This window comes from Gracilinema caldarium DSM 7334 (genome assembly GCF_000219725.1).
Lineage (GTDB): Bacteria > Spirochaetota > Spirochaetia > Treponematales > Breznakiellaceae > Gracilinema > Gracilinema caldarium.
In genome coordinates this window covers 1002301-1024861 of record NC_015732.1, presented here as the reverse complement: position 1 = coordinate 1024861, position 22561 = coordinate 1002301, and the positions used below count along the sequence as shown (strand labels likewise).

22 protein-coding genes are annotated in these 22561 nt (G+C 47.2%); 5 read left to right on the top strand and 17 right to left on the bottom strand.

Going from position 1 to position 22561, the window contains the following annotated elements; genetic code table 11:
- Positions 1–14: 14 nt before the first annotated feature.
- Entirely contained in the window at positions 15–602 is a 588-nt protein-coding gene (gene pdxT, locus SPICA_RS04725) for a pyridoxal 5'-phosphate synthase glutaminase subunit PdxT (protein WP_013968393.1), read from the bottom strand.
- Positions 603–1481: a pyridoxal 5'-phosphate synthase lyase subunit PdxS gene (gene pdxS / locus SPICA_RS04720; RefSeq protein ID WP_013968392.1), complete on the bottom strand. Its 879-nt coding sequence runs from the start codon at positions 1479–1481 to the stop codon at positions 603–605.
- Positions 1482–1608: 127 nt separating this feature from the next.
- Between pdxS and SPICA_RS04715 the strand changes: the two genes are divergently transcribed.
- Positions 1609–3039 (top strand): aminotransferase-like domain-containing protein, encoded by a 1431-nt coding sequence (locus SPICA_RS04715; RefSeq protein WP_013968391.1) that lies wholly within the window; start codon positions 1609–1611, stop codon positions 3037–3039.
- Between the two features lie 148 nt (positions 3040–3187).
- The gene (gene asnA, locus SPICA_RS04710) at positions 3188–4222 is read left to right on the top strand and encodes an aspartate--ammonia ligase (RefSeq protein ID WP_013968390.1); all 1035 of its coding nucleotides are present in this window, start codon (positions 3188–3190) and stop codon (positions 4220–4222) included.
- 15 nt (positions 4223–4237) lie between these two features.
- On the opposite strand, the gene SPICA_RS04705 is transcribed toward asnA, so the two are convergent.
- Both SPICA_RS04705 and SPICA_RS04700 read right to left on the bottom strand, forming a co-directional pair.
- Positions 4238–5122 (bottom strand): sigma-70 family RNA polymerase sigma factor, encoded by an 885-nt coding sequence (locus SPICA_RS04705; protein ID WP_013968389.1) that lies wholly within the window; start codon positions 5120–5122, stop codon positions 4238–4240.
- 231 nt (positions 5123–5353) lie between these two features.
- A complete protein-coding gene (locus SPICA_RS04700) occupies positions 5354–6061 on the bottom strand; it encodes an SEC-C metal-binding domain-containing protein (protein ID WP_013968388.1) in 708 nt (235 codons plus the stop codon).
- 150 nt (positions 6062–6211) lie between these two features.
- On the opposite strand from SPICA_RS04700, the gene SPICA_RS04695 reads away from it, so the two are divergent.
- Positions 6212–6478, top strand: a complete 267-nt coding sequence (locus SPICA_RS04695) for a co-chaperone GroES (protein WP_013968387.1) — start codon at positions 6212–6214, stop codon at positions 6476–6478.
- Positions 6479–6626: 148 nt separating this feature from the next.
- Here SPICA_RS04695 and SPICA_RS04690 read toward each other — a convergent pair whose 3' ends face one another.
- The 11 genes from SPICA_RS04690 to SPICA_RS04640 form a co-directional block, all read right to left on the bottom strand.
- Positions 6627–8246 (bottom strand): tetratricopeptide repeat protein, encoded by a 1620-nt coding sequence (locus tag SPICA_RS04690; protein WP_013968386.1) that lies wholly within the window; start codon positions 8244–8246, stop codon positions 6627–6629.
- Positions 8243–8674, bottom strand: a complete 432-nt coding sequence (nusB, locus tag SPICA_RS04685) for a transcription antitermination factor NusB (RefSeq protein ID WP_013968385.1) — start codon at positions 8672–8674, stop codon at positions 8243–8245. Before nusB ends, SPICA_RS04690 begins: the two co-directional genes overlap by 4 nt.
- A 2-nt stretch (positions 8675–8676) precedes the next feature.
- Positions 8677–9723, bottom strand: coding sequence for a peptidyl-prolyl cis-trans isomerase (locus SPICA_RS04680; protein WP_013968384.1), 1047 nt, complete (start codon positions 9721–9723; stop codon positions 8677–8679).
- Between the two features lie 59 nt (positions 9724–9782).
- Entirely contained in the window at positions 9783–11570 is a 1788-nt protein-coding gene (locus SPICA_RS04675; RefSeq protein ID WP_013968383.1) for an alanine--tRNA ligase, read from the bottom strand.
- A gap of 103 nt (positions 11571–11673) precedes the next feature.
- Positions 11674–12624 carry an ABC transporter permease gene (locus SPICA_RS04670; RefSeq protein WP_013968382.1) on the bottom strand — a complete coding sequence of 317 codons (951 nt, stop codon included), beginning with the start codon at positions 12622–12624 and terminating at the stop codon, positions 11674–11676.
- Entirely contained in the window at positions 12621–13730 is a 1110-nt protein-coding gene (locus SPICA_RS04665) for an ABC transporter permease (protein ID WP_013968381.1), read from the bottom strand. The genes SPICA_RS04670 and SPICA_RS04665 overlap by 4 nt, the downstream gene beginning before the upstream one ends.
- Before the next feature lie 2 nt (positions 13731–13732).
- Entirely contained in the window at positions 13733–15253 is a 1521-nt protein-coding gene (locus tag SPICA_RS04660; RefSeq protein ID WP_013968380.1) for an ABC transporter ATP-binding protein, read from the bottom strand.
- 142 nt (positions 15254–15395) lie between these two features.
- Positions 15396–16445 carry a BMP family lipoprotein gene (locus SPICA_RS04655; protein WP_013968379.1) on the bottom strand — a complete coding sequence of 350 codons (1050 nt, stop codon included), beginning with the start codon at positions 16443–16445 and terminating at the stop codon, positions 15396–15398.
- Between the two features lie 128 nt (positions 16446–16573).
- Positions 16574–17245, bottom strand: a complete 672-nt coding sequence (gene deoC / locus SPICA_RS04650) for a deoxyribose-phosphate aldolase (RefSeq protein ID WP_013968378.1) — start codon at positions 17243–17245, stop codon at positions 16574–16576.
- 114 nt (positions 17246–17359) lie between these two features.
- Positions 17360–19111 carry an ATP-binding protein gene (locus tag SPICA_RS04645; RefSeq protein WP_013968377.1) on the bottom strand — a complete coding sequence of 584 codons (1752 nt, stop codon included), beginning with the start codon at positions 19109–19111 and terminating at the stop codon, positions 17360–17362.
- A gap of 19 nt (positions 19112–19130) precedes the next feature.
- Positions 19131–19520, bottom strand: coding sequence for a hypothetical protein (locus SPICA_RS04640; RefSeq protein ID WP_013968376.1), 390 nt, complete (start codon positions 19518–19520; stop codon positions 19131–19133).
- An 86-nt stretch (positions 19521–19606) separates the two neighbouring features.
- Here SPICA_RS04640 and SPICA_RS04635 point away from each other — a divergent pair, with 86 nt between their 5' ends.
- Positions 19607–20404: an alpha/beta hydrolase gene (locus SPICA_RS04635; protein WP_013968375.1), complete on the top strand. Its 798-nt coding sequence runs from the start codon at positions 19607–19609 to the stop codon at positions 20402–20404.
- A gap of 10 nt (positions 20405–20414) precedes the next feature.
- On the opposite strand, the gene SPICA_RS04630 is transcribed toward SPICA_RS04635, so the two are convergent.
- A complete protein-coding gene (locus tag SPICA_RS04630) occupies positions 20415–21386 on the bottom strand; it encodes an omptin family outer membrane protease (protein WP_013968374.1) in 972 nt (323 codons plus the stop codon).
- Between the two features lie 241 nt (positions 21387–21627).
- On the opposite strand from SPICA_RS04630, the gene SPICA_RS04625 reads away from it, so the two are divergent.
- Positions 21628–21837: a hypothetical protein gene (locus SPICA_RS04625; RefSeq protein WP_156789626.1), complete on the top strand. Its 210-nt coding sequence runs from the start codon at positions 21628–21630 to the stop codon at positions 21835–21837.
- Between the two features lie 205 nt (positions 21838–22042).
- Here SPICA_RS04625 and SPICA_RS04620 read toward each other — a convergent pair whose 3' ends face one another.
- A complete protein-coding gene (locus SPICA_RS04620) occupies positions 22043–22243 on the bottom strand; it encodes a hypothetical protein (protein ID WP_013968372.1) in 201 nt (66 codons plus the stop codon).
- Between the last annotated feature and the right edge of the window lie 318 nt (positions 22244–22561).

Below are 22561 nucleotides of genomic sequence, written 5' to 3'. Positions count from 1 at the left end.
ACTATGAAGGAAAACTACCTTTTAATAAATGAAATAAAGTAACGATGGAATCGGTCATCGTCGGTTAATTCAGGGTGGAACGTAGAAGCCAGCAGATTTCCCTGTCGGCAGGCGACAATAGCGTCCTTATGCCGGGCAAGGACTTGAACGTCGGGACCAACCTCAGAGATAACCGGTGCCCGGATAAATACCATGGGGAAGGGCCCGCCTTCTAAGCCTTCGATGGGTTCCGATACGGTAAAACTGTCGAGCTGACTCCCATAGGCATTACGGTGCACCTCGATATCCATCACCGAAAGATGCCGCCGATGATCATTACGGATACTCCTGGCTAAAAGGATTGCCCCCATACAGGTTCCCCAGACAGGAAAGCCCTGTTGGATTCGAGATACGAGCAGTTCCCGTAAAGCCTGCCCCCGGCTGTCATGGGCAAGGATGGTACCAACAGCGGTACTTTCACCTCCGGGTATAATGAGGGCATCGGTGGCAGCAAGATCCTCAGCGGTACGAACCAGCACCGGTTCGACATCGCCGATGCCTTTGAGCATCTCTGCATGCTCTGCCACACCGCCCTGCAGGGCCAATACCCCAATCCGTTTCATTTACCAGCCCCGTTCAGCAAGCCGTTCCTGGGGTGCCAGATCCCGAAGATCGATACCGCTCATGGGCTCACCGAGACCTGCAGAAACTTCTGCCAGAACCTTCGCATCCTGCCAGTAGGTTACGGCCTTTACAATAGCCTTAGCCCGTTTTTCTGGATCCGAAGATTTGAAGATGCCGGAACCGACAAAAACCCCATCTGCCCCCAGAGCCATCATGAGGGCCGCATCGGCGGGGGTTGCCACACCGCCGGCTGCAAAATTGACCACCGGCAATTTGCCGTTTTCTGCCACATAGCAGACCAGATCATAGGGGGCCCCCAGCTCTTTGGCGGCAGTCATCAGTTCTTCCCGGGGTAAACCCTGCAGCCGGCGGATGCCATCATTCACGGTGCGCAGGTGCCGGACCGCTTCTACCACGTTGCCCGTACCGGCTTCTCCCTTGGTTCGTATCATGGCAGCCCCTTCGCCGATGCGGCGCAGGGCTTCACCCAGGTCACGGGCACCGCAGACAAAGGGAATACGAAAACTCTTTTTATCAATATGATAGGACTCATCGGCCGGAGTCAGCACTTCGCTTTCATCAATATAATCGATACCCAGAGCCTCGAGGATCCGGGCCTCGATAAAATGACCAATCCGGCACTTGGCCATGACGGGAATACTGACCGCATTCTTAATTTCAGTAATCATGGCAGGGTCGCTCATCCGGGCTACCCCACCCTGCTTACGAATATCAGAGGGGACCCGTTCTAGGGCCATAACCGCTACTGCACCAGCGGCTTCGGCAATTTTTGCCTGCTCAACGTTAACGACATCCATAATAACCCCGCCCTTCAGCATCCGGGCCAGGTCACGATTAATTGCAAATCTATCTTCCATTTTACGCTCTCCCTGTGTAGAATATCCACCACAAGGACCAGATCTGTCAATACAGTACCGATACAGTTGACAGGTAAAAAAACACAACCATGCTCTCAATATGATATGATGAGCCCTGGGGAAATGTATGAAATATGAAAACCTGATGTTAAATACAGACAGCGAAAATCCCCTATATCTGCAGCTGGCTGACAGCCTGCGCCATGCAATCAGCCGGGGAGAGGTTATGGATGGGGAGCGGCTCCCTTCCATACGCAGATTATCTCACACCATCCAGGTGAATCCTGCCACCGTTGTTGCGGCTTACCGCATTCTTGAACAGGAAGGCTGGGTCCGTTCCCGGCCGGGAAGCGGGGTCTATGTGAGACATAAAAAAAACCTTGCAGATTTAGACATTACGGAGACTGATCTTCGGTCAAGCCTCGCCTTCCAGCATACCAACGATGGAACCTTTCTGGACCTTGCGGCAGGAACCCCTTCACCGGATCTCTTTCCCGTCGATCAGTTCAAAACCATTTTACATGAAGTCCTGGACCGGGACGCGGGCTGGGCCTTTGAATATCAACACAGTGCCGGTTGGGCGCCCTTCAGGCAGACCCTGTCCCGATATGCCGAAGAGATTTTGCAAATTTCAGCACCACCATCGACGATCTGGGTTGTATCCGGAGCTCAGCAGGGAATAGACCTCACCTCCAAGGCCCTGCTGCATCCCGGAGATCGGGTTATACTTGAAGCGCCTACCTATCGGGGAGCTTTGGGAGCTTTCTGGTCCCGGGGGGCGGATACTATCGCCTTACCGCTGTATCCCACTGGATGGGATATGGATCTTCTGGAGAAACGGCTTGCAGAAACGCGACCACGGCTCCTGTATATTCAGAGCCGTTTCCAGACCCCTACCACCTACAGCTGGGGAACAGAAGAACTGTACCGACTCCTGGAACTTGCTGCTAAGTATGATGCCTATATTTTAGAAGATGACCTCCTTTCGGATCTTTATTTTGATCAACCTCCCGAACCGCTGAACCTGAAGTCGATAGATCAGCACAGCCGGGTTATCTATGTTCGGGGTTTTTCAAAGGTCCTTCTGCCGGGGTTGCGGCTTGGGCTCCTCATAGTTCCACCGGCACTTCAAAATCTTTATGAACAGGCAAAACAAAGCTCCGACATCGCCACCGACAGCTTTATGCAACGGGCTGTGGATTTATATCTATCTGGGGATCATCACAAAAGGCGAATGGATGAATTACGCGAACGATACGGCAGGCTTTATAAACACAGCATTAGTACCGTTTCACAACATCTCCTTCCTCTCGGCTGCAGCCAACACAGCTGTACTGGCGGTTTGCATCTCTGGATAGGCTTGCCAGAAGGAATAAAAAGCGCTGACCTGTATACCCATGCTCTTAAAACTGGCGTACGGATCATGCCAGGGGAAGCCTTTCAGGACCCAACCCATATTCGCCTCAGTTTTGCCTGCATCGAAGCAGACCAGATTGATGAAGGGATCAGCAGGCTGGCCCAGAGCCTAAAAGAGCTAATGCACACTCCGTTATATTAAGTAAAGACATCGTCCTGAACGAAAAGTAGATCCAGACATCAGCAGAACAAAAGTTTTTTGTAGAAGCAGTACCTTTATTTGTTTTTTATATATGCCCCCTTGTTCGCAGGGCTCCCAATTGATACAGTAAGCACCGAAGGAGTACCTCATGGCTGTTATTTTACCTAAAGACTATAGGCCAATATTAAGCCTTAAACAGACTGAACAGGCAATTAAGCTGGTAAAGGATTTTTTTGAACGTAATCTCTCTGCAGAACTGCAGCTCTCCCGGGTGACATCCCCCCTCTTTGTTCCCCGTGGTTCAGGTATTAACGATGACTTGAATGGTATTGAACGGCCTGTCCGTTTCCCGGTTAAAAACCTGGGGGATACTGAGATGGAAGTGGTTCAATCCCTTGCTAAATGGAAACGGATGGCTTTAGCGGACTATGGTTACAAGGCAGGGACCGGGTTGTATACTGATATGAATGCCTTACGACCCGATGATGATATCGATGCAATTCATTCAATCTACGTTGATCAGTGGGATTGGGAGCTGGTGATGAAAAAAGGTCAGCGTAATCGGACGTTCCTGAAAAAGATAGTAGAAAAAATCTATGAGGTGCTCAAACGAACCGAATTTGTGGTGAGCGAACACTATGAAGAAATAGAGCCGGTGCTCCCTGAACAGATCACCTTTATCCATACTGAAGAAGCCCTGCGCCGATACCCTAAACTGACTCCCCAGGAACGGGAACGGGAGCTGGCCCGCGAATATGGAGCCATCTTTATTATCGGTATTGGGGGAAAACTATCAGATGGCTCCATTCATGGAGGCAGGGCTCCTGACTATGATGATTGGACGACCCCTGCAGAAGATGGAACCGCAGGCCTTAATGGGGACATCATTGTCTGGGATCCAGTCCGAAAGGATTCCTTAGAACTTTCATCCATGGGTATCCGGGTAGATGCGGAGAGCATGAGGCGTCAGCTTAAGATCACCAATACAGAAGAACGGGCTCATCTATACTGGCACAGTCGACTGCTCGCAGGCGAATTCCCCCAGACGATTGGCGGCGGTATCGGACAATCACGGCTTTGCATGTTCTTCCTGCGAAAGGCCCATATTGGTGAGGTTCAAGCTTCCGTATGGCCCCAGGAAACAATAGACCTCTGTAAACAACAGGGGGTGCATCTCATGTAAGATACACCCCTGCGATTAGGCTACATAGCTTTCAAGATACTGCTTACGGGCAGGATGCTGAAGCCGTTTAAGCGCTTTTTTTTCAATTTGCCGGATCCGCTCCTTGGTCAAATGGTACTTATCCCCTATTTCTTTTAAGGACATAGGTACATGGCCATTAAGACCAAAGCGGTACCGGATAATTTCAGCTTCTTTCTCTGTCAAAGTATTGAGCACTGCATCAATGTCTTCACGCAGCGCTGATTCAATAGCCGCAGCTTCGGGGGCTTTGTAGGTGGTATCTTCTAAAAAATCCCCTAGAATGGAAGAATCCTTTTCTGTAAATACAGGACTTTCCAGAGAAACCAGTTCACGGCTAATATTGATAAGATCAGTCACATGGGAAGGTTCCATATCAAGGAGACGGGCTACTTCATTGATCTCTGCATCGCTGGTAGCACCACCCTGCAAGACCTTACGGGCCTTTTCAATCTGTACCAGTTCATTAGCCCGATTCAAGGGCAGACGGATCATACGGGATTTTTCACAGATAGCCTTTAATATAGCCTGCCGAATCCACCAGACCGCATAGGAAATAAAATGATACCCCTTATCTACATCGTACCGTTCAATAGCATTCAGGAGCCCAATATTACCTTCGCTGATGAGGTCCGAGAGCGATAATCCTTGGTTTTGGTACTTTTTTGCCACATTCACAACGAATCGCAGATTAGCTGCAGCAAGTTTATCCCGTGCTGCCTTATCACCCTTGGCTGCAGCCCGGGCTATTGCATCTTCCTCTTCTCTTGTTAAGAGCGGAATCTTATTGATTTCTTTAAGATATATAGAAAGAACATTTTCATCGTTCATCGTTTCTTTTTTTACCGATTTTGATTTTACGATCTTTTTTGTTTCTGCCATGTTGTACCTCCTAAATAGGTACTTACATACAGCAAATATCGTGCCAAGAACATCGAAGAAAACAGCAAAACGCAGATCGTAATTATTTATATATATTATATATATTTATATTTCACAAGTCTGCATTATCACTGTAACCATTTTCATATTTCTATCACTATTTGCAAATTAGTGTGTCTAAATGATACAACCGTTAAAAATAAAGTAAATTATGGTTCTAAATGACCCACATCAGCGTTCATAGTGATGCGGTGTGGTATGTTCCTGTTCCACACAGGAATAAATTCTGCCGCAACATTGTCGGAATGGTAACCCAGAACCGCAGGGACAGCTATCATCGCCACTCAGACGAAGCGGTACACCTGGTCTTTTTCCTTTAAAATTGCCTACAATAGGTTCACAGTCTGATTGTAATAAATCCTCAGCATACATATAGGGAAAATCAAGCTTTGCCTTTTTAAAGATCGAAATCTTTTGTGAACATGAAAGCGAAGTGAGAATCCGTGACTTTGCTATTAGTTTCCAGGCATCTTCGATGACCGTATACACCACATCCCGTTCAGCCTCTGAACAAAATCGACCTGCCCCTCGTTTACTTAAATAATGGAATACCTGTATTGATTGGAAAGCCCGGTAATCATCCAAGAGGGGACTACCTGTTTTTCTCATACCATAATCGTTTATCCAACGGGAGTACATAGCGGCTAGATGACCAGAACGCACAAGCTTACGAGCGTTAACCCAGCTTTTTGCGGCGAGGCCTGATTGCCCGGATCGATCTAGAGCTAAGCCCAGGTAAAACAAAATACGGGCCATCTCTCTGGATGCTTTCACAGGACAATATTCCAAAGCAGCTCTAAACTCTCTCACAGCAATGGTAGTTTTATGTTTTGCAAGGGCCTTACGGCCCCGTTTAAATGGTCCATACCAAAGATTCATATTTATTCCTTTCCTAAAATACTATAATTTTTCATTATAAGCAAATTTATCTTTATGAACGAATTTTGTTGACCTTAGCCGGTCATTTTCCGTATATTTAAACCGTAATATCCATTACTACAATTTTATCTGTACCTCAGGAGGAATTATATGACTGTAAAACCCTTAGACGACCGCGTCATGGTAAAATTAGAGAAAACTGAATCTAAAACCGCAGGGGGTATCATTATTCCCGATACCGCCCAGGAAAAGACCCAGACCGGTACGGTAACCGCTATCGGTGACAATAAGGATGTCATTAAGGTAGCCGTAGGGCAGAAAGTCATGTATGACAAATACGCCGGAACCCAGATTAAGGTTGATGGTGTTGAGTATCTGATCCTTAAAATGTCTGACATTATTGCAATCATCGAATAAGACTTTTAGATTGATGAGAAAAGGGGCTGTCCAGAAGGGCAGCCTTAAGGAGGCTGTTTTGGAAGGAGATCCAAGACAGCCTTTTTTTATCGGCCTTTTAAGGCATTTTAAGGCAGTGGTTTCTATAAGAAAGGTGAACCTATAGACTTTATCGATAAAGATCAAACTGCTGAAGGGCAAAAGCGGCTGTAATGTTATCAGGATTCAGCTGCAGCGCATATTCATAACTGCGGCGGGCATCGGATGCTTTATCCAGTTTACGATAACAATGTCCAACCTGTTCATAGAGTCTGGATGCAATCACCGGATTATGCACAAAAGAAGCCGCTAGCTGATAATACTCAATAGCTTTGGGAATTCTGTAGGTTTTTTCATATATCTTTGCCAGATTGGCTGGAGTATACCAAGCTTCACCATGATACGAAGCGAGGAGTTGTTCTGCCTCAGAAAGATTTCCCTGTTCCATGGCCAGAAAAGCCCTATAGAGCAAGAGAGATGGATACTCAATGTTGTTTTCTTGGGCCATAGACAGAAGCTTCTCTAATTCTTGATAGTTTCCAATTCGAAAGAAATACCAGGCTGCCCAATGATATATACGATCATCCACAGGAAAGTGATTGAGAAGTAGCCATAAAGCACCCGTCTTATATACTGATGTTCCTAGGAGGTCATGTTTCACCTTCTCAAGCTGAATGAGTGAACTTTTCGTGTAGAGTGGAGATTGAGTTAAATAAACATCCATAGCTTCCGGGTATAACAACCTGCTATAGTTGATCAATGCATACTCATGGGATGTTTGCATATCGAGGAGCTTACGAAAAAACAACTGCCGCTCTGCAGGATTCGTTGCCAGGGAACCAAGGTTATACAGGGCGAGCTCCAGGTTTTTACCCGACAATTCCTGCAACAGATCTAGCCATATGGTCCTGGCTAACAAGGGCTTACCATCCTTAAGGAGGGCATCGGCTTCATGCAGCGCAAACCGTTGTTTTTTTTCACGGTTATATAATTCATGAAAGCGACGAGCCGCTTCTTCAGGGGAGCCAAAATCAAATACAAGGTTTGCAACAAGCTCCTCCGCAATACTACTTTGAGACTGAAGTTGTTTCCCTCTTCCTAGAGCAGCTTGTATATTGCCCGTCAAAGCCAGCACAAGGATTTCATTAATTGCAAATACACTGCCTGTAGATCCATCACTATGGGCAAGCTCATGAAGCAATATGGTCCCATAGGGTAATTCCATACAGTTCTCAGGGGTATCCATACGGGCTTTATGAATAACCAGCATGAGAAGTGCCCGATTTTGTTCAGAAATAGATTCCATACTGATATGCCTGAGGCTGTCTAATTCCATCTCGGAAAAAGGCCTGAGAACTTGGTTCAGACTGTCTAAAAAAAAGACGAGTAATTCTGTTCGTTCAGGGAATTTCTGATACAAGATCCTGGACCGATCAACATAAACATTTAAGAGATTATTATGCTGGGCCCTCGATTGAGCTTTCAGCGTTAATATCCGATAGCGTTTGAGAAGAGAAAGGGCTATTCCAGAATTGTCGGTAGAACCTAATAATTCAGATAAGTCTTGTAAAATCGACTGCGGTTCATCCAAGCCAGCCCAGGTCCGGATTGCCTCATCTATGGTTGAAAGAGATGGGCGCCGAACAGGAGATGAGCGATGTCTAAGAAAAAGGGTCAGAAGGGCAGCCACCATGATCAGACTGCCCAAAAGGAGTATGAACCGAACAATAGAACGGTTCTGCCAGTTCATTGCCCCGATCCGCCCTGAAGGTCTTTTTTAATTGCGTCTAAGACACCATTGATAAACCGGAAGGAATCATCGGTGCCATACTCTTTTGCAATATCAATGGCTTCATCAATAACTATAGATGGAGGAACATCCTTCTGATACTTCAGAGAGTAAACACTCATCCGCATAATTGCTAAATCAACCCTATTAAGCCGGTCAAAATTCCAATTTTTAAGATGTCCTTTAATGAGTCTATCTACCGTTTCTATATTCTCTATGGTACCAGCGATCAGCAGCCGGGCAAAAGTTGCAGTGCCTTCATCGATGGCGTCTCGTTTCTCGCTGTCCAGCCAGGAAAAACTCACCAGGTCTTGAATGCTAGCCTTTGAGGTTTCCCAAGAAAAGAGGGCCTGAAAAGCCAATATTCGTGCTTTACGTCTCGATGCCATAGTTAGTATGCAATAAGCTTATCGAAAACCTGAAATGACTTACCACCAGCGCGCAACTCATCAACTAGCTCTTTACTAGCCCGATCGAAAGCAGCTTGCTGAGTTTGCTGATATAGTACATTACCGATATAATCATGAACAGATACCTTGCTTCCCAATTGGTAGATATCATCCAACTCAAGTGTTTTCTGACTGTAAGTTTCGGTAATTTTTATAATTTGATAACCCTTTGTATTCTCAATAAGTCGTGATACTTCACCTTGTTTCAATGAAAAGGCAATATTAATAAATTCTTTACCGACAATATTCTGCGCCTCAGGAGTTTTTGGTAAATACCCACCATCGCCAGCTTGGTAGCCAGCAGTACTTGACTGTCCCCGAAGCACAGCCTCATCAAATTTGGATGGATTTGTACCAATATCTTTGATTAGTTTTTCTGCTAATTCCTTAGCTTTAGCCTTAGCAGTTGCATCACTTCCATAGGGAATAAAAATCATGGAAAAACGAACTGTATCAGGCCGGACAAGTTTTGCTTTGTTTAGTTCATAGAAGTTTTTTATTTCTGATTCAGTAGGTTTCTGTATTGATTGAATAATATCTTGCTTTTTAGTCATAAGATATTTTTGTACTGTTGCAAGCCGTTTCATTTGTTCTTTATAAGAAGCTAGATCCATTCCAGTCTGTTGTTTAATAGCAGTTTCAAATTCGGTATCCGTAGGTTGTCTTCCAATATTTTGAGCCATAGTTGATCGAACTTGTTGTAACTGCTGATTAATTTCGGCATCAGTTACGGATATTTTGTCCCGTTCTGCGGCCTGCAAAGCAAGCCGTTCATTAATCATAATATCCAGCACCTGTTTCCGCTCATCAACTGTCAGGGACTTCCCCGTCTGTGATTCAATTTTCTGAACCTCAGCTTTTAATTGCTTAACTGTAATAGGTTCAGTTTTAGTTAATTTTACAAGAGCTACGGGCTGTAAATCAGTCTGAGCATGTATGAGGACCGTCACAGCACAGACAAATAATGTTAGTAGTAGGTTGCGTTTCATATGGTTCCTTCTTTTCTATTCTATAAAATAATAGGTGCTTCAATTTGGTTACAATAGACTTACTCCAATACAGCCCGAATACGACGTACTCCAGCAGAGGAGGATTGTTCCTTCTGGATTTTAAACCTACCCAGTTTGCCGGTCCGATCCACATGAGGACCGCCGCATACCTCTTTTGAAAAATCACCAATGGTATAAACCTTAACTTGAGCTTCATATTTTTCACCAAATAAGGCGATCGCTCCTGAGGCTTTTGCATCTTCTAATGACATAATTTCCATGGTTACCGGTAGATCCCGTTGAATCTGTTCATTTACGATAGCTTCTACCCGGGCAATCTCCTCAGCCGTCATTGGTGCAGGGTGGGAAAAGTCAAACCGCATCCGTTCAGCGGTAATATTTGAACCCTTCTGAGCCACATGTTCCCCCAGCACCATTCTGAGGGCCTTGTGCAAGAGATGGGTTGCGGTGTGGTACTTAATAGCCTGTTCGCCGTGATCTGCAAGGCCGCCCTTAAAGACCTGCTCGCTTCCAGCTCGGGATAGCTCCTGATGTTTTTTAAAGGCTTCATCAAATTCTTCCCGGTTAATGGTCATACCATGTTCGGCGGCCAGTTCCTCGGTGAGCTCTATGGGGAACCCATAGGTATCATAGAGCTTAAAAGCAAGACGGCCGGAGATGATTTTCCGGGGATCCTTGAGCAGATTGGGAAGCAATTTTTCGAACTCATGTTCACCCTTCTGCAGAGTCTCCAGGAACTTCTGCTCTTCCTGCTGGAGTTCTTCCATAATGCGATTGCGATTTTCCGCCAATTCAGGATAGGGGGCGGCGAATTTTTCTACCACCGCTTCCGCAATTTCAGTCAGGAACAGCCTGTCGATACCCAGTTTACGTCCATGGCGAACCGCGCGGCGGATCAGTCTGCGCAGTACATACCCCGCCCCCACATTGGAGGGGCTTACAGCCTTGGGGTCACCAAGAATAAAGGTCGCCGCCCTGCCATGATCGCAGATAATGCGGACCGATTTGTCCTTTTCTGTATCACTGCCATAGGTATAACCTGAAATGCTTTCCACCGCCGCAATAAGGGGAGCAAAGATCTCCGTATCATATACAGATTTTTTACCGTTCAGAATGGTTACGGTGCGTTCAATACCCATACCAGTGTCAACACACTTCCGGGCCAGGGGCTCATAGGTGCCCTCTGCGGTTTTATTGTACTGCATGAACACATCGTTCCAAATCTCGAGCCACTTGCCGCATTTACAGCCAGGACCGCAGTCAGGTCCGCAGGATGGACGTCCCGTATCAATAAACATTTCTGTATCGGGGCCGCAGGGGCCGGTAGTACCCGCTGGGCCCCACCAGTTATCTTCCCGGGGAAGGAAACGGATCCGCTCTTCAGGAATACCAAGACGCTTCCAAATAGCCGCCGATTCATCATCCCGGGGAATACCCTCTTCACCGGCGAAAACGGTAACCCCGATTTTTTCTATGGGAATGCCAAGCCATTTCGGGTCCGTCAGAAACTCGAAACTCATGGTGATGGCCCCTTCCTTAAAGTAATCACCCAGGGACCAGTTGCCCAACATTTCAAAACAGGTAAGGTGGCTGGGGTCGCCTACCGCATCAATATCGCCAGTGCGTATACACTTTTGATAGTCCGTCAGTCTGGTTCCTGCGGGGTGGGGCTCTCCTAACAAATAGGGCACCAAAGGGTGCATTCCCGCAGTGGTAAACAGAACCGTAGGGTCGTTGTCAGGAATCAGGGACTTTCCCTGAATCTGGGCATGACCCTTAGATTTAAAAAATTCGATATATTTCGATCTCAGTTCATTAGCATCCATGATGAACCATAGTAGGGGACAGTTCGAGGCTCGTCAAGAGACCTGGAAATAGAATATAAATGGCTGACTGAATTGACAGTCAGCCACAAAATCTTTTGATCTATTACCGTTTTCCCGGGTCGTAGATTTCGCCGGCCGCTTTGGGGCCGACGGCTTTGCCTGAGAAGAGAATCAGGGCGATGATGGTAAGCACATAGGGGAAGAGGTAAAAGAACTCCTGGGGAAGGGTGGCCATAAAGGGAATGTCCTTGGCATAATAGGACAGGGCCTGGGAAAAACCGAAGAAGAGGCCTGCACCGAGGACTCCCCAGGGGCTCCACTTTCCAAATATTAAAGAGCCGAGAGCGATAAAGCCCGTACCATGGATGGATGTCAGGGTATACTGAATATCCTGGGTTAGTACCATAACACCCCCTGCAAGACCCGCAAGGACGCCCGAAGCCATAACACCGAGATATCGCATCCTATAGACGTTAATACCCATAGATGCCGCCGCCTGAGGATGTTCACCACAAGCCCGAAGGCGCAGTCCAAAGGGAGTTTTATACACGATAAACCAGGTAAGCACCACCAGTAACAGGGCAACATAAAAAGTGGGATAAACATGGTCAAAGAGGGTGGGTCCCAGTATGGGAATATCCTTGAGCCCAGGAATGGTGATTTTAGCAAGACCAGTGGTAAAGGCCTTGGTGCGTTGTTGACGGAAAATAATTTGGGCCAGATATACCGTAAGGCCCCCTGCCAGAATATTTAAGGCCGTACCGGAAACGACCTGATCTGCCTTAAAGTTAACTGAAGCAAGGGCGTGGAGCAAGGAAAAAACCATCCCCGACAGGAGTCCAACCAGCATTCCAATCCATGGAGCCCAGCCAGGCAGTATCGGTTCCAGCATAACCGTCACCGTGGCAGCTGCAAAACCGCCTACCATCATAATGCCTTCCAGAGCTACGTTGACAATACCGGAACGTTCGCTAAAAAGCCCACCCAGGGCTGCAATAACAATGGGGGCAGCAAACATCAATGCAATAGGGAACATATTAATGAGGAGATTCATTTCTTGCCTCCCATTTTTCGAGATACGATACGAGAGTTTCCATTTTTTCGGGTAAAGAATTCCAAAGCGGCCTCAATTCCTAGTTTCATAGCTACAAAGAGAACGATAGATGCCTGAATAATGGAAGCAATTTCCCGGGGAATACCCTGGGATTGCATGAGGGGCTGAGCAGCCTTAAGCATACCAAAGAGGAGTCCCGAAAGGAATACACCGAGCGCATGATTACCGCCAACCAGGGCAACAGCGATTCCGTCCATGCCATAGCCTTCAAAGGATGGCAGAACCCGCCCGAAATTAAAGGTCCCCAGGGTAATGACTGCCCCAGCCAGTCCCGCAAAAGCCCCGGATATCATCATGGAAAGGACGATATTCTGCTCTACCTTCATACCGGCATAGCGGGCCGCATCCTTATTAAAACCGACTGCCCTGAGCCGGTAGCCAAAGGTAGTCTTTTCTACGACAAACCAGAAAATAATTACCGCAAGAATAACCGGAATGATACCCCAATTAAGCCGGGACCCGTTGGTCAGATTGGCCAGAAATTCACTTTTTAATGTAGCAGATGGTGGAAATTCGGGGGTTTTAACCCGGTCGACAGAACCAAACTGCAGAAGGCTCCAGTTTACAAAGTGCAGGGCCGTATAGTTCATCATAATGGACACAACGACTTCGTGGACATTAAAGCGAGCCTTCAGAAGTCCTGGGATTGATGCCCAGAGGGCTCCTGCAGCCATGGCAGCAAAAATACCGATGATAGGATGAATAACCGGCGGAGCCTTAACCATGAGGGCTACTGCGACCGCAGCTAAAGAACCCACCATTAATTGGCCTTCGGCACCGATGTTAAAGAGCCCGGTCCTGAAGGCAAAGGCAACTGCAAGACCTGTAAGGGTGATGGGGAGAGCTTGTAAAATAAACTCACCCACATACCGTAAATTGATACCAGTTCGACCGCTAAAATCAATACCGGTAAGAGTACGCCCCATGGCAAGAAACATACCCCCAGGGGATTTACCGGTAATTGTAATAACAATAGCGCCAAGCACAAAGCCGAGCAAAACCGCAATGAGCGGTACAATAAGTTGAAGCCGTTTACTGCTTTTCACGGTTACACCGCCTTTCTCATCGAGCCAGCCATATAGAGCCCGAGTTCGTTTTCATTTGTTTTGGCTGCATCCACCTCAGCAACAATTTCGCCATTAAATATTACGGCAATACGATCTGAAAGGTCCAATATTTCATCCAATTCCAGAGAAACGAGTAGAATTGCTTTACCCTTATCCCGCTCTTCTACAATACGCTGATGGATATACTCGATAGCTCCCACATCTAGCCCCCGGGTTGGTTGGGCTACAATGAGTACCTCTGGTGACCGGTCGATTTCCCGGGCAACAATAGCTTTCTGCTGGTTACCGCCAGAAAGACTGCGGGAAGGTGTAGCAGGGCCTTCACCGGAACGAACATCGAATTCCTTAATAAGCCGCTCCGCATTAGCACGGATCGAGGTATAATCGAGGACCCCAAGCTTAGAGAAGGGGCGCCTCTGGAAGTTGTGGACCACCAGGTTTTCGTCCAGACGGAAGTCGAGCACCAGCCCATGCCGGTGCCGGTCCTCCGGTATATGGCCAAGGCCGGCTTCGAGCCGTTCCTTTACCGGCAGGTGGGTTATATCTTTGCCGTTTAAAAGGATCTTTCCCCCTTCGACAGGGGCGAGGCCGGTGAGCGCATAGACCAGTTCGGTTTGTCCGTTGCCATCTATACCACAAAGACCGAGAATTTCACCCCGGCGAACCTTAAGAGAAACACCTTTTACGCCAAGAAGCCCCTTGGAATTCTTTACCTTTAGGTCTTGAACCTCAAGCAAAACCTCGCCAGGGATCGCGGGCTTTTTATTAACCGAGAAATTGACAGCCCGGCCAACCATCATTTCTGCCAATTGAGCTTCTGAGGCATCCTTAACAGGCACGGTACCCACGAGGCGCCCTCGGCGAAGCACGGTACAAACGTCTGCGACTGCTTTTATTTCCTTAAGCTTATGGGTAATTAAGAGGACAGTCTTCCCTTCTGCAGTAAGACGACGCATTATTTCCATAAGTTCATTAATTTCCTGCGGTGTGAGGACTGCGGTAGGCTCATCAAAAATAAGAATATCCGCATTCCGGTACAGCATTTTAAGAATTTCTACCCGCTGTTGCATACCCACGGTGATATCTTCTATTTTCGCTTTTGGATCTACTTCGAGTCCATAGCGTTTCGAGATTTCAGCTACTCGCTTTTCGGCACTTGCAATATTGATAAGCGGGCCCTTTCTTGGTTCCAGGCCCAGCACTATATTCTCTGCGACCGTAAAATTATGGACCAGCTTAAAATGCTGATGCACCATACCAATCCCTAAATCATTAGCCACATTAGGATCGGTTATTTTCACCTCTTTTCCATGGACCCTGATAACCCCAGAATCAGGTTGATAAAGACCAAATAAAATACTCATCAGGGTGGATTTGCCCGCACCATTTTCACCTAACAGTGCATGAATGGACCCTTCTTCTACCTGAAGGGTAACATCATCATTTGCGCGAATACCCGGGAAGGTTTTTACAATATTAAGCATCTCGATGATATATGCCATCGACTTCCCCTTATATTACCAGTTTGAAAGGAATAAGGCCCACCACATTCATGCACTACTCTGTGGGCCATAAGAATAAAACGGGGTGTCCCGGAAAAACGAACAACCCAGAACACCCCGTTCAAATCATAGACGTGAAATATTACTTCGCAGGAGTTTCTGAAACCTTAAGCTCGCCGGAGGCGATCTTAGCTTCAAATTCTTTTACTTTGGCGACAATATCGTCAGAGAGGTTTTGGTTGTTTTCAGGGATACCAACACCCTTATTAGCTACAGAGAATACGAGGGTCTGACCACCGGGGAATTTGCCTTCCATAGTCATCTTGGCTACATCATGGGCAGCAACATCAACCCGCTTCATCATGGAGGTCAGAACAGCAGACTTCTTGTTGGCTTCGTCATAAATACCGTCAGTATACTGATCCTTATCGACACCAATAGCCCAACGGACATCGCCCTTGGCGGTCCGTTCTTTGGCTTCCTTAATCATACCATTGCCGGTACCACCCGCGGCATGGAAAATGATATAAGCGCCAGCATTGAACTGCTTCTGGGCAATAGCCTGACCCTTATCGGGTGCACTAAAGTCTCCGGCATAGTCAACAAGAATTTTGCATTCAGGGTAGACGGCCTTAACACCCTGTTCAAAACCAGCCTGGAATTTTTCGATAAGGGGGAACTGCATACCACCAAGGAAGCCGACTATTTTTTTACCATCAGCCTTGGCTTTGAGCCCTGCAGCAACACCAACCAGGAAAGAACCTTCATGTTCTGCAAACACTGCGGACACTACATTGGGTTTAGCAACTACAGAGTCAATGATAAGGTACTTATTGTTGGGATATTTGTCTGCAACTTCACTAATAGACTTTTCAAAAAGAAAGCCAGGTGCAGCAATCAAATCAAGTTTTTCGTCGGAAAAGGTAGAGAGATTAGGAATATAATCAGCTTCAGCAGCGGACTGGAGATATTTATAATCCCCCTCTTTCAGACCAACTTCTTTTGCAAAACGAACAATGCCTTCCCAGGTACCCTGATTAAAGGACTTGTCATCAATACCACCGATATCAGTTACTAATCCAATCCGGAAAGCAGGAGCAGCAGCTGCAGCGGGTTTCTTCTGTGTACAGGACACAAAAGCCATGGAAAACACAGCGAGGGTTGCGATAGCAGCAACAATTACACGTTTCATAGTTCCTCCTATAAAAACTTGTGCGGCCTTTTCAGCCGGACTACTATTATACGCACAATTAGAAAGACCGTCAAGGAAATTGTATACAATCTAGTATAACAATACCCTTAATGGACTATACCAACTCATTATTCCGGCAGTTCCGCTACTATAGCCACACCGGAGGAGGTGCCAATCCGATCAGCTCCCGCATCGAGCATAGCGATAGCATCATGATAGGACCTAACCCCGCCGGAAGCCTTAACCTTCATGGTGTCACCAACAGTTTTTCTCATCAATTTGACATCTTCTACAGTAGCACCGCCGGTACCGAAACCGGTGGAGGTTTTAACAAAGTGGGCACCTGCTTTCATTGCGGCTTCACAGGCGATCCTTTTTTCATCGTTGGAGAGGAAGCAGGTTTCGATAATAACCTTAATAGTCGCTTTGCCGGCAGCCTTTACCACTGCTCGGATATCTTCTTCTACGGCTTTATAGTCGCCTCCTTTGAGGGCACCTATATTGATGACCATATCCACTTCCTGGGCACCATTTTTAACGGCCCATTTGGTTTCTTCCACCTTAATTTCTGTAGGATTAGCTCCCAGGGGGAAGCCGATCACGGTGCATACCAGAACGTCGCTGTTATTCAATTCCTTCGCAACCAGGGGCACCCAGCAGGGGTTCACGCAGACCGAGGCAAAATGATTCGCCCGGGCTTCTGCACAGAGCTCTCGGATCTGTTCAGCAGTTGCAGTGGGCTTTAAAATGGTATGGTCAATAGTCTTTGCTATTGTCGCTTTGGTCCATTCTTTAGACATAATTACTCCTTCCTCATTCAGGGGCTACAATCATATAAGTTCCAACCGGTTTTGACAACGTAGCACACCAGCATACCACATCGTCAGCTTACAAATGCACCGGAATGCTCAGTCTCAGTCCCGTTCGCCAATGAGGGACTTGAGTTCCCGGATATCCCGGACCAACTTGGTCCGGTCCAGGTTCTGGAACCGTTTAGGTACCATTTCCTTAGAGGTACATTCCAAAACAGCTACTAGATTCTGCAGTTCAATTTCGTAGGGGTATGCGGGGGGCACAAAGTCTGCCATGGCCTCTTCCACATCTTCCCGGGTCACAAAGGTCCGTTCATCCATGGCTGCCCGAAATTTAGCTCTTATCAGGACCGCTTCCAGGTCAGCCCCGGAAAATTCATACTTAAACCGCCGCAGTACATCGGTAATTGGGAATTTCCGGATCGAAAGATCCAGTTTTCGCACCAGGGTGTCAAAGAGGGCGATTTTTTCTGCCTCCGTTTCAGGATAAAAGAGGGCCAGGTGCTCCTCTGCTCGCCCCTGCCGTTTCAGATCGATGGGGATAAGGTCGGGACGACAGGTAATGAGAAACCAGATGATTTTCCCCCGGTATTCCGTATTACCCATAAAACTGGCAATCTGGGCAAAAACCCGGTTGCTGGTTCCAGAGTCGCCTTCCTGGTCCCGGTCGCCCAGGAACGCATCAGCTTCATCGATCATGACCGCCACGGGGGCCATTGCCTTAAGGATATTTAAAACCTTTTCCAGATTCGATTCGGTAACCCCCTGCCACTTGGACCTAAAATTGCGAAACTTAACCATGGGAATACCGATTTCTCCTGCAAAGGCACTAACCATAAAGCTTTTCCCCGTTCCGACAGGACCTGCAATGAGGTATCCCATGGGAAGCACATCGAGGCGGCCCTGTTTAATCGCCCGGGCCGCATTTTTAAACCGCTTCTTTACAAAATCATGCCCCGAAACATAGGAAAGGTCATGGTTTGTTTCCATAAATTCCAGAAGGCCTGCAGCTTCGTTTTCTATAATTTCCTTCTTTTTCTGCCGGATATATTCCAGCGAAAGAGGCATATCTTCCTGATAACTCTCCGAAGCTAATCGGTTCAGGTTCATCAAATTAAGACCGCTCGTAACCGCCGCAACCCGCCGACAGTCGAGGCCCCGATCCAAGAGCAATGTCCCCTGTTTTTCCAAAAAGGTCAGGAACTGTTCCCGCACATCTTGGTCAGGGATTGGTATGCTCACCTTAACGGTTGAAGGGGAACCTACAAGCCTGGGTGAGAGATCCGCCAAATTTTCTGTAAGTAATAAAACTGACACATCCCCCTTAGTAAAAACAGGGTCATGGGACCAGCGGTTGAGTGTTACCAAACAATAGCGATCCTCTTCGGTAAGCCGGGCTATGTCGCTGGCGGGCACCACCGTTTCTGCATAATCGATGATAAGTACAATCCGCCGCTTTTCCGGAATGTTCATCAAAAAATACTTTTCCAGATAATAAAAGCTCTTTTCAGGATCAGTTGATACAAAGTCTGATACGTCTACATCGGGGAAACGGGCAGTCATCGTCTTCTGATAATCCCGGGCCATCTCTTTGGTACAAAAGGTTACGCCACTAGACCGATCATAAAAGGCGATGATGTCCCGATTACCAAAGAGAACCTCTGCAATATATTCCTGGATACGGACAAAGATAAACTCACCCTCGTTCATTTTGTGGGGCAGAAAATCCCGGATATTTCCATGAATAAGGTAAAGGTTTGCTGTTTTTGAGCAATATTTATAGGATAGCTCTTGAGCCCAGGCAGGTAATATTTTGATGAACCCCAGATTTTTAACTATCAGTTGTTCGGCCATGTATTAAGCTCCTTTGTTGCTATTGTTGCAATAGATCAATCTTTTTTTCTAGTTCTTCCAGCAGATGGGTGTTGGTATTCATCCTAAATTCTAAAGAGTTGAGGACCCAGAAGACAAAATGGTTAAATTTCTGATTTGCGTGAATCATCCAGACAATTTTTAATGAAACAAGAAAGACACCAATCTCGATGGAAATCGTCGTCGGCAGGGGTTTAAAAACCAACTCTATGCTGAAAAAACCGACAACGAGAATTATGAAAATAATATTTACAATTGTATCTGCTTTAGAATACTGGATGCCGCCGATCTTGCCAATTGCATCCCGAATCCGTTCCCGTTCTTTGTAAAAGTTGTTAATTTCTTCAAGCATCCGTGCATCCATCTGGCTTGTCAGCTCTTCCTTTGTCATCTTGGGTCCCCCTTCTACCCATCAGTATACATCACATTAGCAAAAAAGGTTTACACAAAACAAAATTCCTGGTGTACACTGTTTTCATGGAAACCATTAAACATACTGCCATAATCTCAGGGGCGGAGCCCTTTTATTTTTCAGGCGAGAAGGATGCCCCGGGGGTCCTTCTTATTCATGGCTTTACCGGGACGCCTAAAGAGATGCGGTGGATGGGTGAATATCTGCACCAGAACGAGGGCTTTTCCTGCATCGGCCCCCGGCTTGCTGGTCACGCTACCAGCCTCGATGACATGATGCGATCCACCCATCATGACTGGATGGTATCGGTAGAAGAAGCCTACTACATGCTGAGAGATCGGACCAATACTGTTTATATAGCTGGACTTTCCATGGGTGCGGCCCTGGCTTTACTCTTTGGCAGTATCCTCCCTGTGAAGGGTATTATTGCTATGGCTTCTCCCTATGCCCTCCCCAATGATTGGCGGCTTAAATACACCAGGCTCCTCAGCAAGATTCAGCCTCTTATGCCTAAGGAACACGCGGACCCTGAAAGTGGCTGGTTCGATAAGGATGCTGCCCGGGATCACCTTTGTTATAGCCATAACCCCCTGCGTTCTATTGGGGAACTTAACCTTCTCTTAGGAAGGCTTCGAGAAGCGCTTCCTCATATTGCAGTACCTACCCTGCTTATCTATTCAAAGGATGATCAGGCCCTGCCGCTGGGCAGTGAATATTGTATGAACGAAATTTTTGCATCCATAGGAACTGAACAAAAGGAGAAAATTCTCCTTTCCGGCTCCGGCCATGTTCTTACCCGGGATGCAAAGCGGCTCGAAGTATTCCAGACCGCGGCAGAGTTTATAAAGAGGAATGAAGGCTAATTAAAAAACATCACATCCGAATTCCTACAGAAAATTGCCATATCAATTCCCGGCTACCCGCACTATATACTGGGTCCATGACAAAATTGACATCAGGAGACCCTATAGTACGACTTGCGGTAGAACCCTTCACATAAAATGAACGTACTTTAAGCCCCATATAGCAAGTCTTTTCTCCTCTAGCCGTCCCTTCAGAATTGACTACAAGCTTTACTGCACCCTTATAACCGCTCCCGTCCTGTAATTGATCATAGAACTGCATTGGAGGATCCCTGAGGAAGTGGTTATCAAGGGCCTGTATGTGTAGATAGGGAATCCAGCTACCCCCAACAGATAGCCCTGTAGTTCCAGATAGTCCCCAGTTTACAGCGAGCACCAGCCGGGGATACCACAGGGATTGTTCATAACTGATTACCGGACCAGCAAGGATTTGCTTACTTTCAGCCCCTGTCCAGTAACCTGACACTGGATACTGAAGATACCCATTTTGGCCGGTCCACTTACGATTCTGGTAGGCAAAACCTAACTGGGATTCCACCGCTATTCCAGTAACAAGGGGAAAACGTATTCCCCAGGAAGTCCCAAAAAACATATCCTTATCCAGATAGGCCTCGTGCCACGAATAGTGGCTAGGCTTTGACGCATCGGAAAGGAGATAATCAAAATCTTCTAAAGCACCAGAACGGACAGGAAAAGCAGTAGCAGCCTCCAGTGTGCCTGTAAACCACCTATACCGGACTGTGCCTTTTACACCGAGATGAGGAACCCAATTGGTATCCCATAAAAGGCGACTAATCTGCTTCTCTCCCTGAAAAACGAGCTCTTCTACGCGCCCCCATGATACTCCAGTGTTGGTTTCACTGGAAAAAGAGAATTGTCCCATACCTCCCAGGGGAAAGCAAGAAGCTATGGGACCAATGGTATTCCATACACCAACTAACAGTAGCAGGTTCGCATACTTTACGTTGAACAAGCTTCTCATTTATACCAGTAGGTGCTCGACTCTAGGATATGGGTTACATTCACGATAGTGTACACAATCCCCGCACAGAAAGTAGCGTCATCGAGAGCAACCGGATCACCGCTATCAAACACCTGATAGGTATGATTGTATACTTCGGCTAGAGCCTTCCCCTCCTTATTCAGCCTTGAAGCACTAACAACGCAAGGAATCCAGCCGGATGCTTGGCCTGTGCTTCCCTCATATTGGAATAGCGGAACCCATGGAGGAAAACTATTCCCGGCTCAAGGCTCTTAACATCCTAGATATATTTCTTTTTATTGCGAATCGAGACTATCGCTCTGGAGGGCAATGGAAGCCTATTGCCTTTGGGACTGCACAGGCCATACAAATTTTTATAACCGCTCTCTCATGGGCGAGCTCTTTCTTATTGGATCAATCCTTATCATCGGGCTGTATAACGTTGGGTTGAGCTGCGAGCGGGCTTGTCCCGCGAGTCCGCTGCCGGGTAGAACTGGGCGGTCATCCGCCCGGAACCCCCACAGACCCGGACGTGCCCAATTAAGGCATCCGGTTCTTCGGAACAAAGATTCGCTAGGTATGTCGCCTACCCATTTTCAGCTATCCGGCAGCGTTTCGTTAACACGTAGTCGGCAACTTCCTGCATTGTCCTGGGCTCATGCGTGCCCACCGTGTTTCCCTCCATCGGTTCTTTGTTCAGGTGACCCCTTCCCTCCACCGGGTCGCCGCGGTTCGGCTTCCCCGCTTTCATCGGTACTATGAATCACTACGACTTCTCGGCGTTCTTCCCGACTGACTTCGTTATCCTTCGCCTGGTCAGTACTGCTCTCTTTGCATGAATTGGGTTTGTTTCCCATTTCTGGCTCCCCGGCTGTCCATGCGCCACCCAGGGCCTGGTTCTTTTGTATCCCGCACACCAGCGCGGCTAATTCGAGGGTAGAAACGCCGAGATCTCTTACGTTCCCAGGTTACCCTTTCTCATTCGCCCTGTTCTCAGACCCCGGGGGAACCTCGCCATCAGGCACTTCGATGGTTCGGTGTTGTTCCCGCCTAGTTCAACTACAGAAATTTCCCCGATTATACACATTTCGAGGCTCAATAGCACGGCATTTGAGATCGCTGTCTACGCTTCACGCCCTTAAGGTCGCCCTTGAGCATGCAAGACTCGCTTCCGG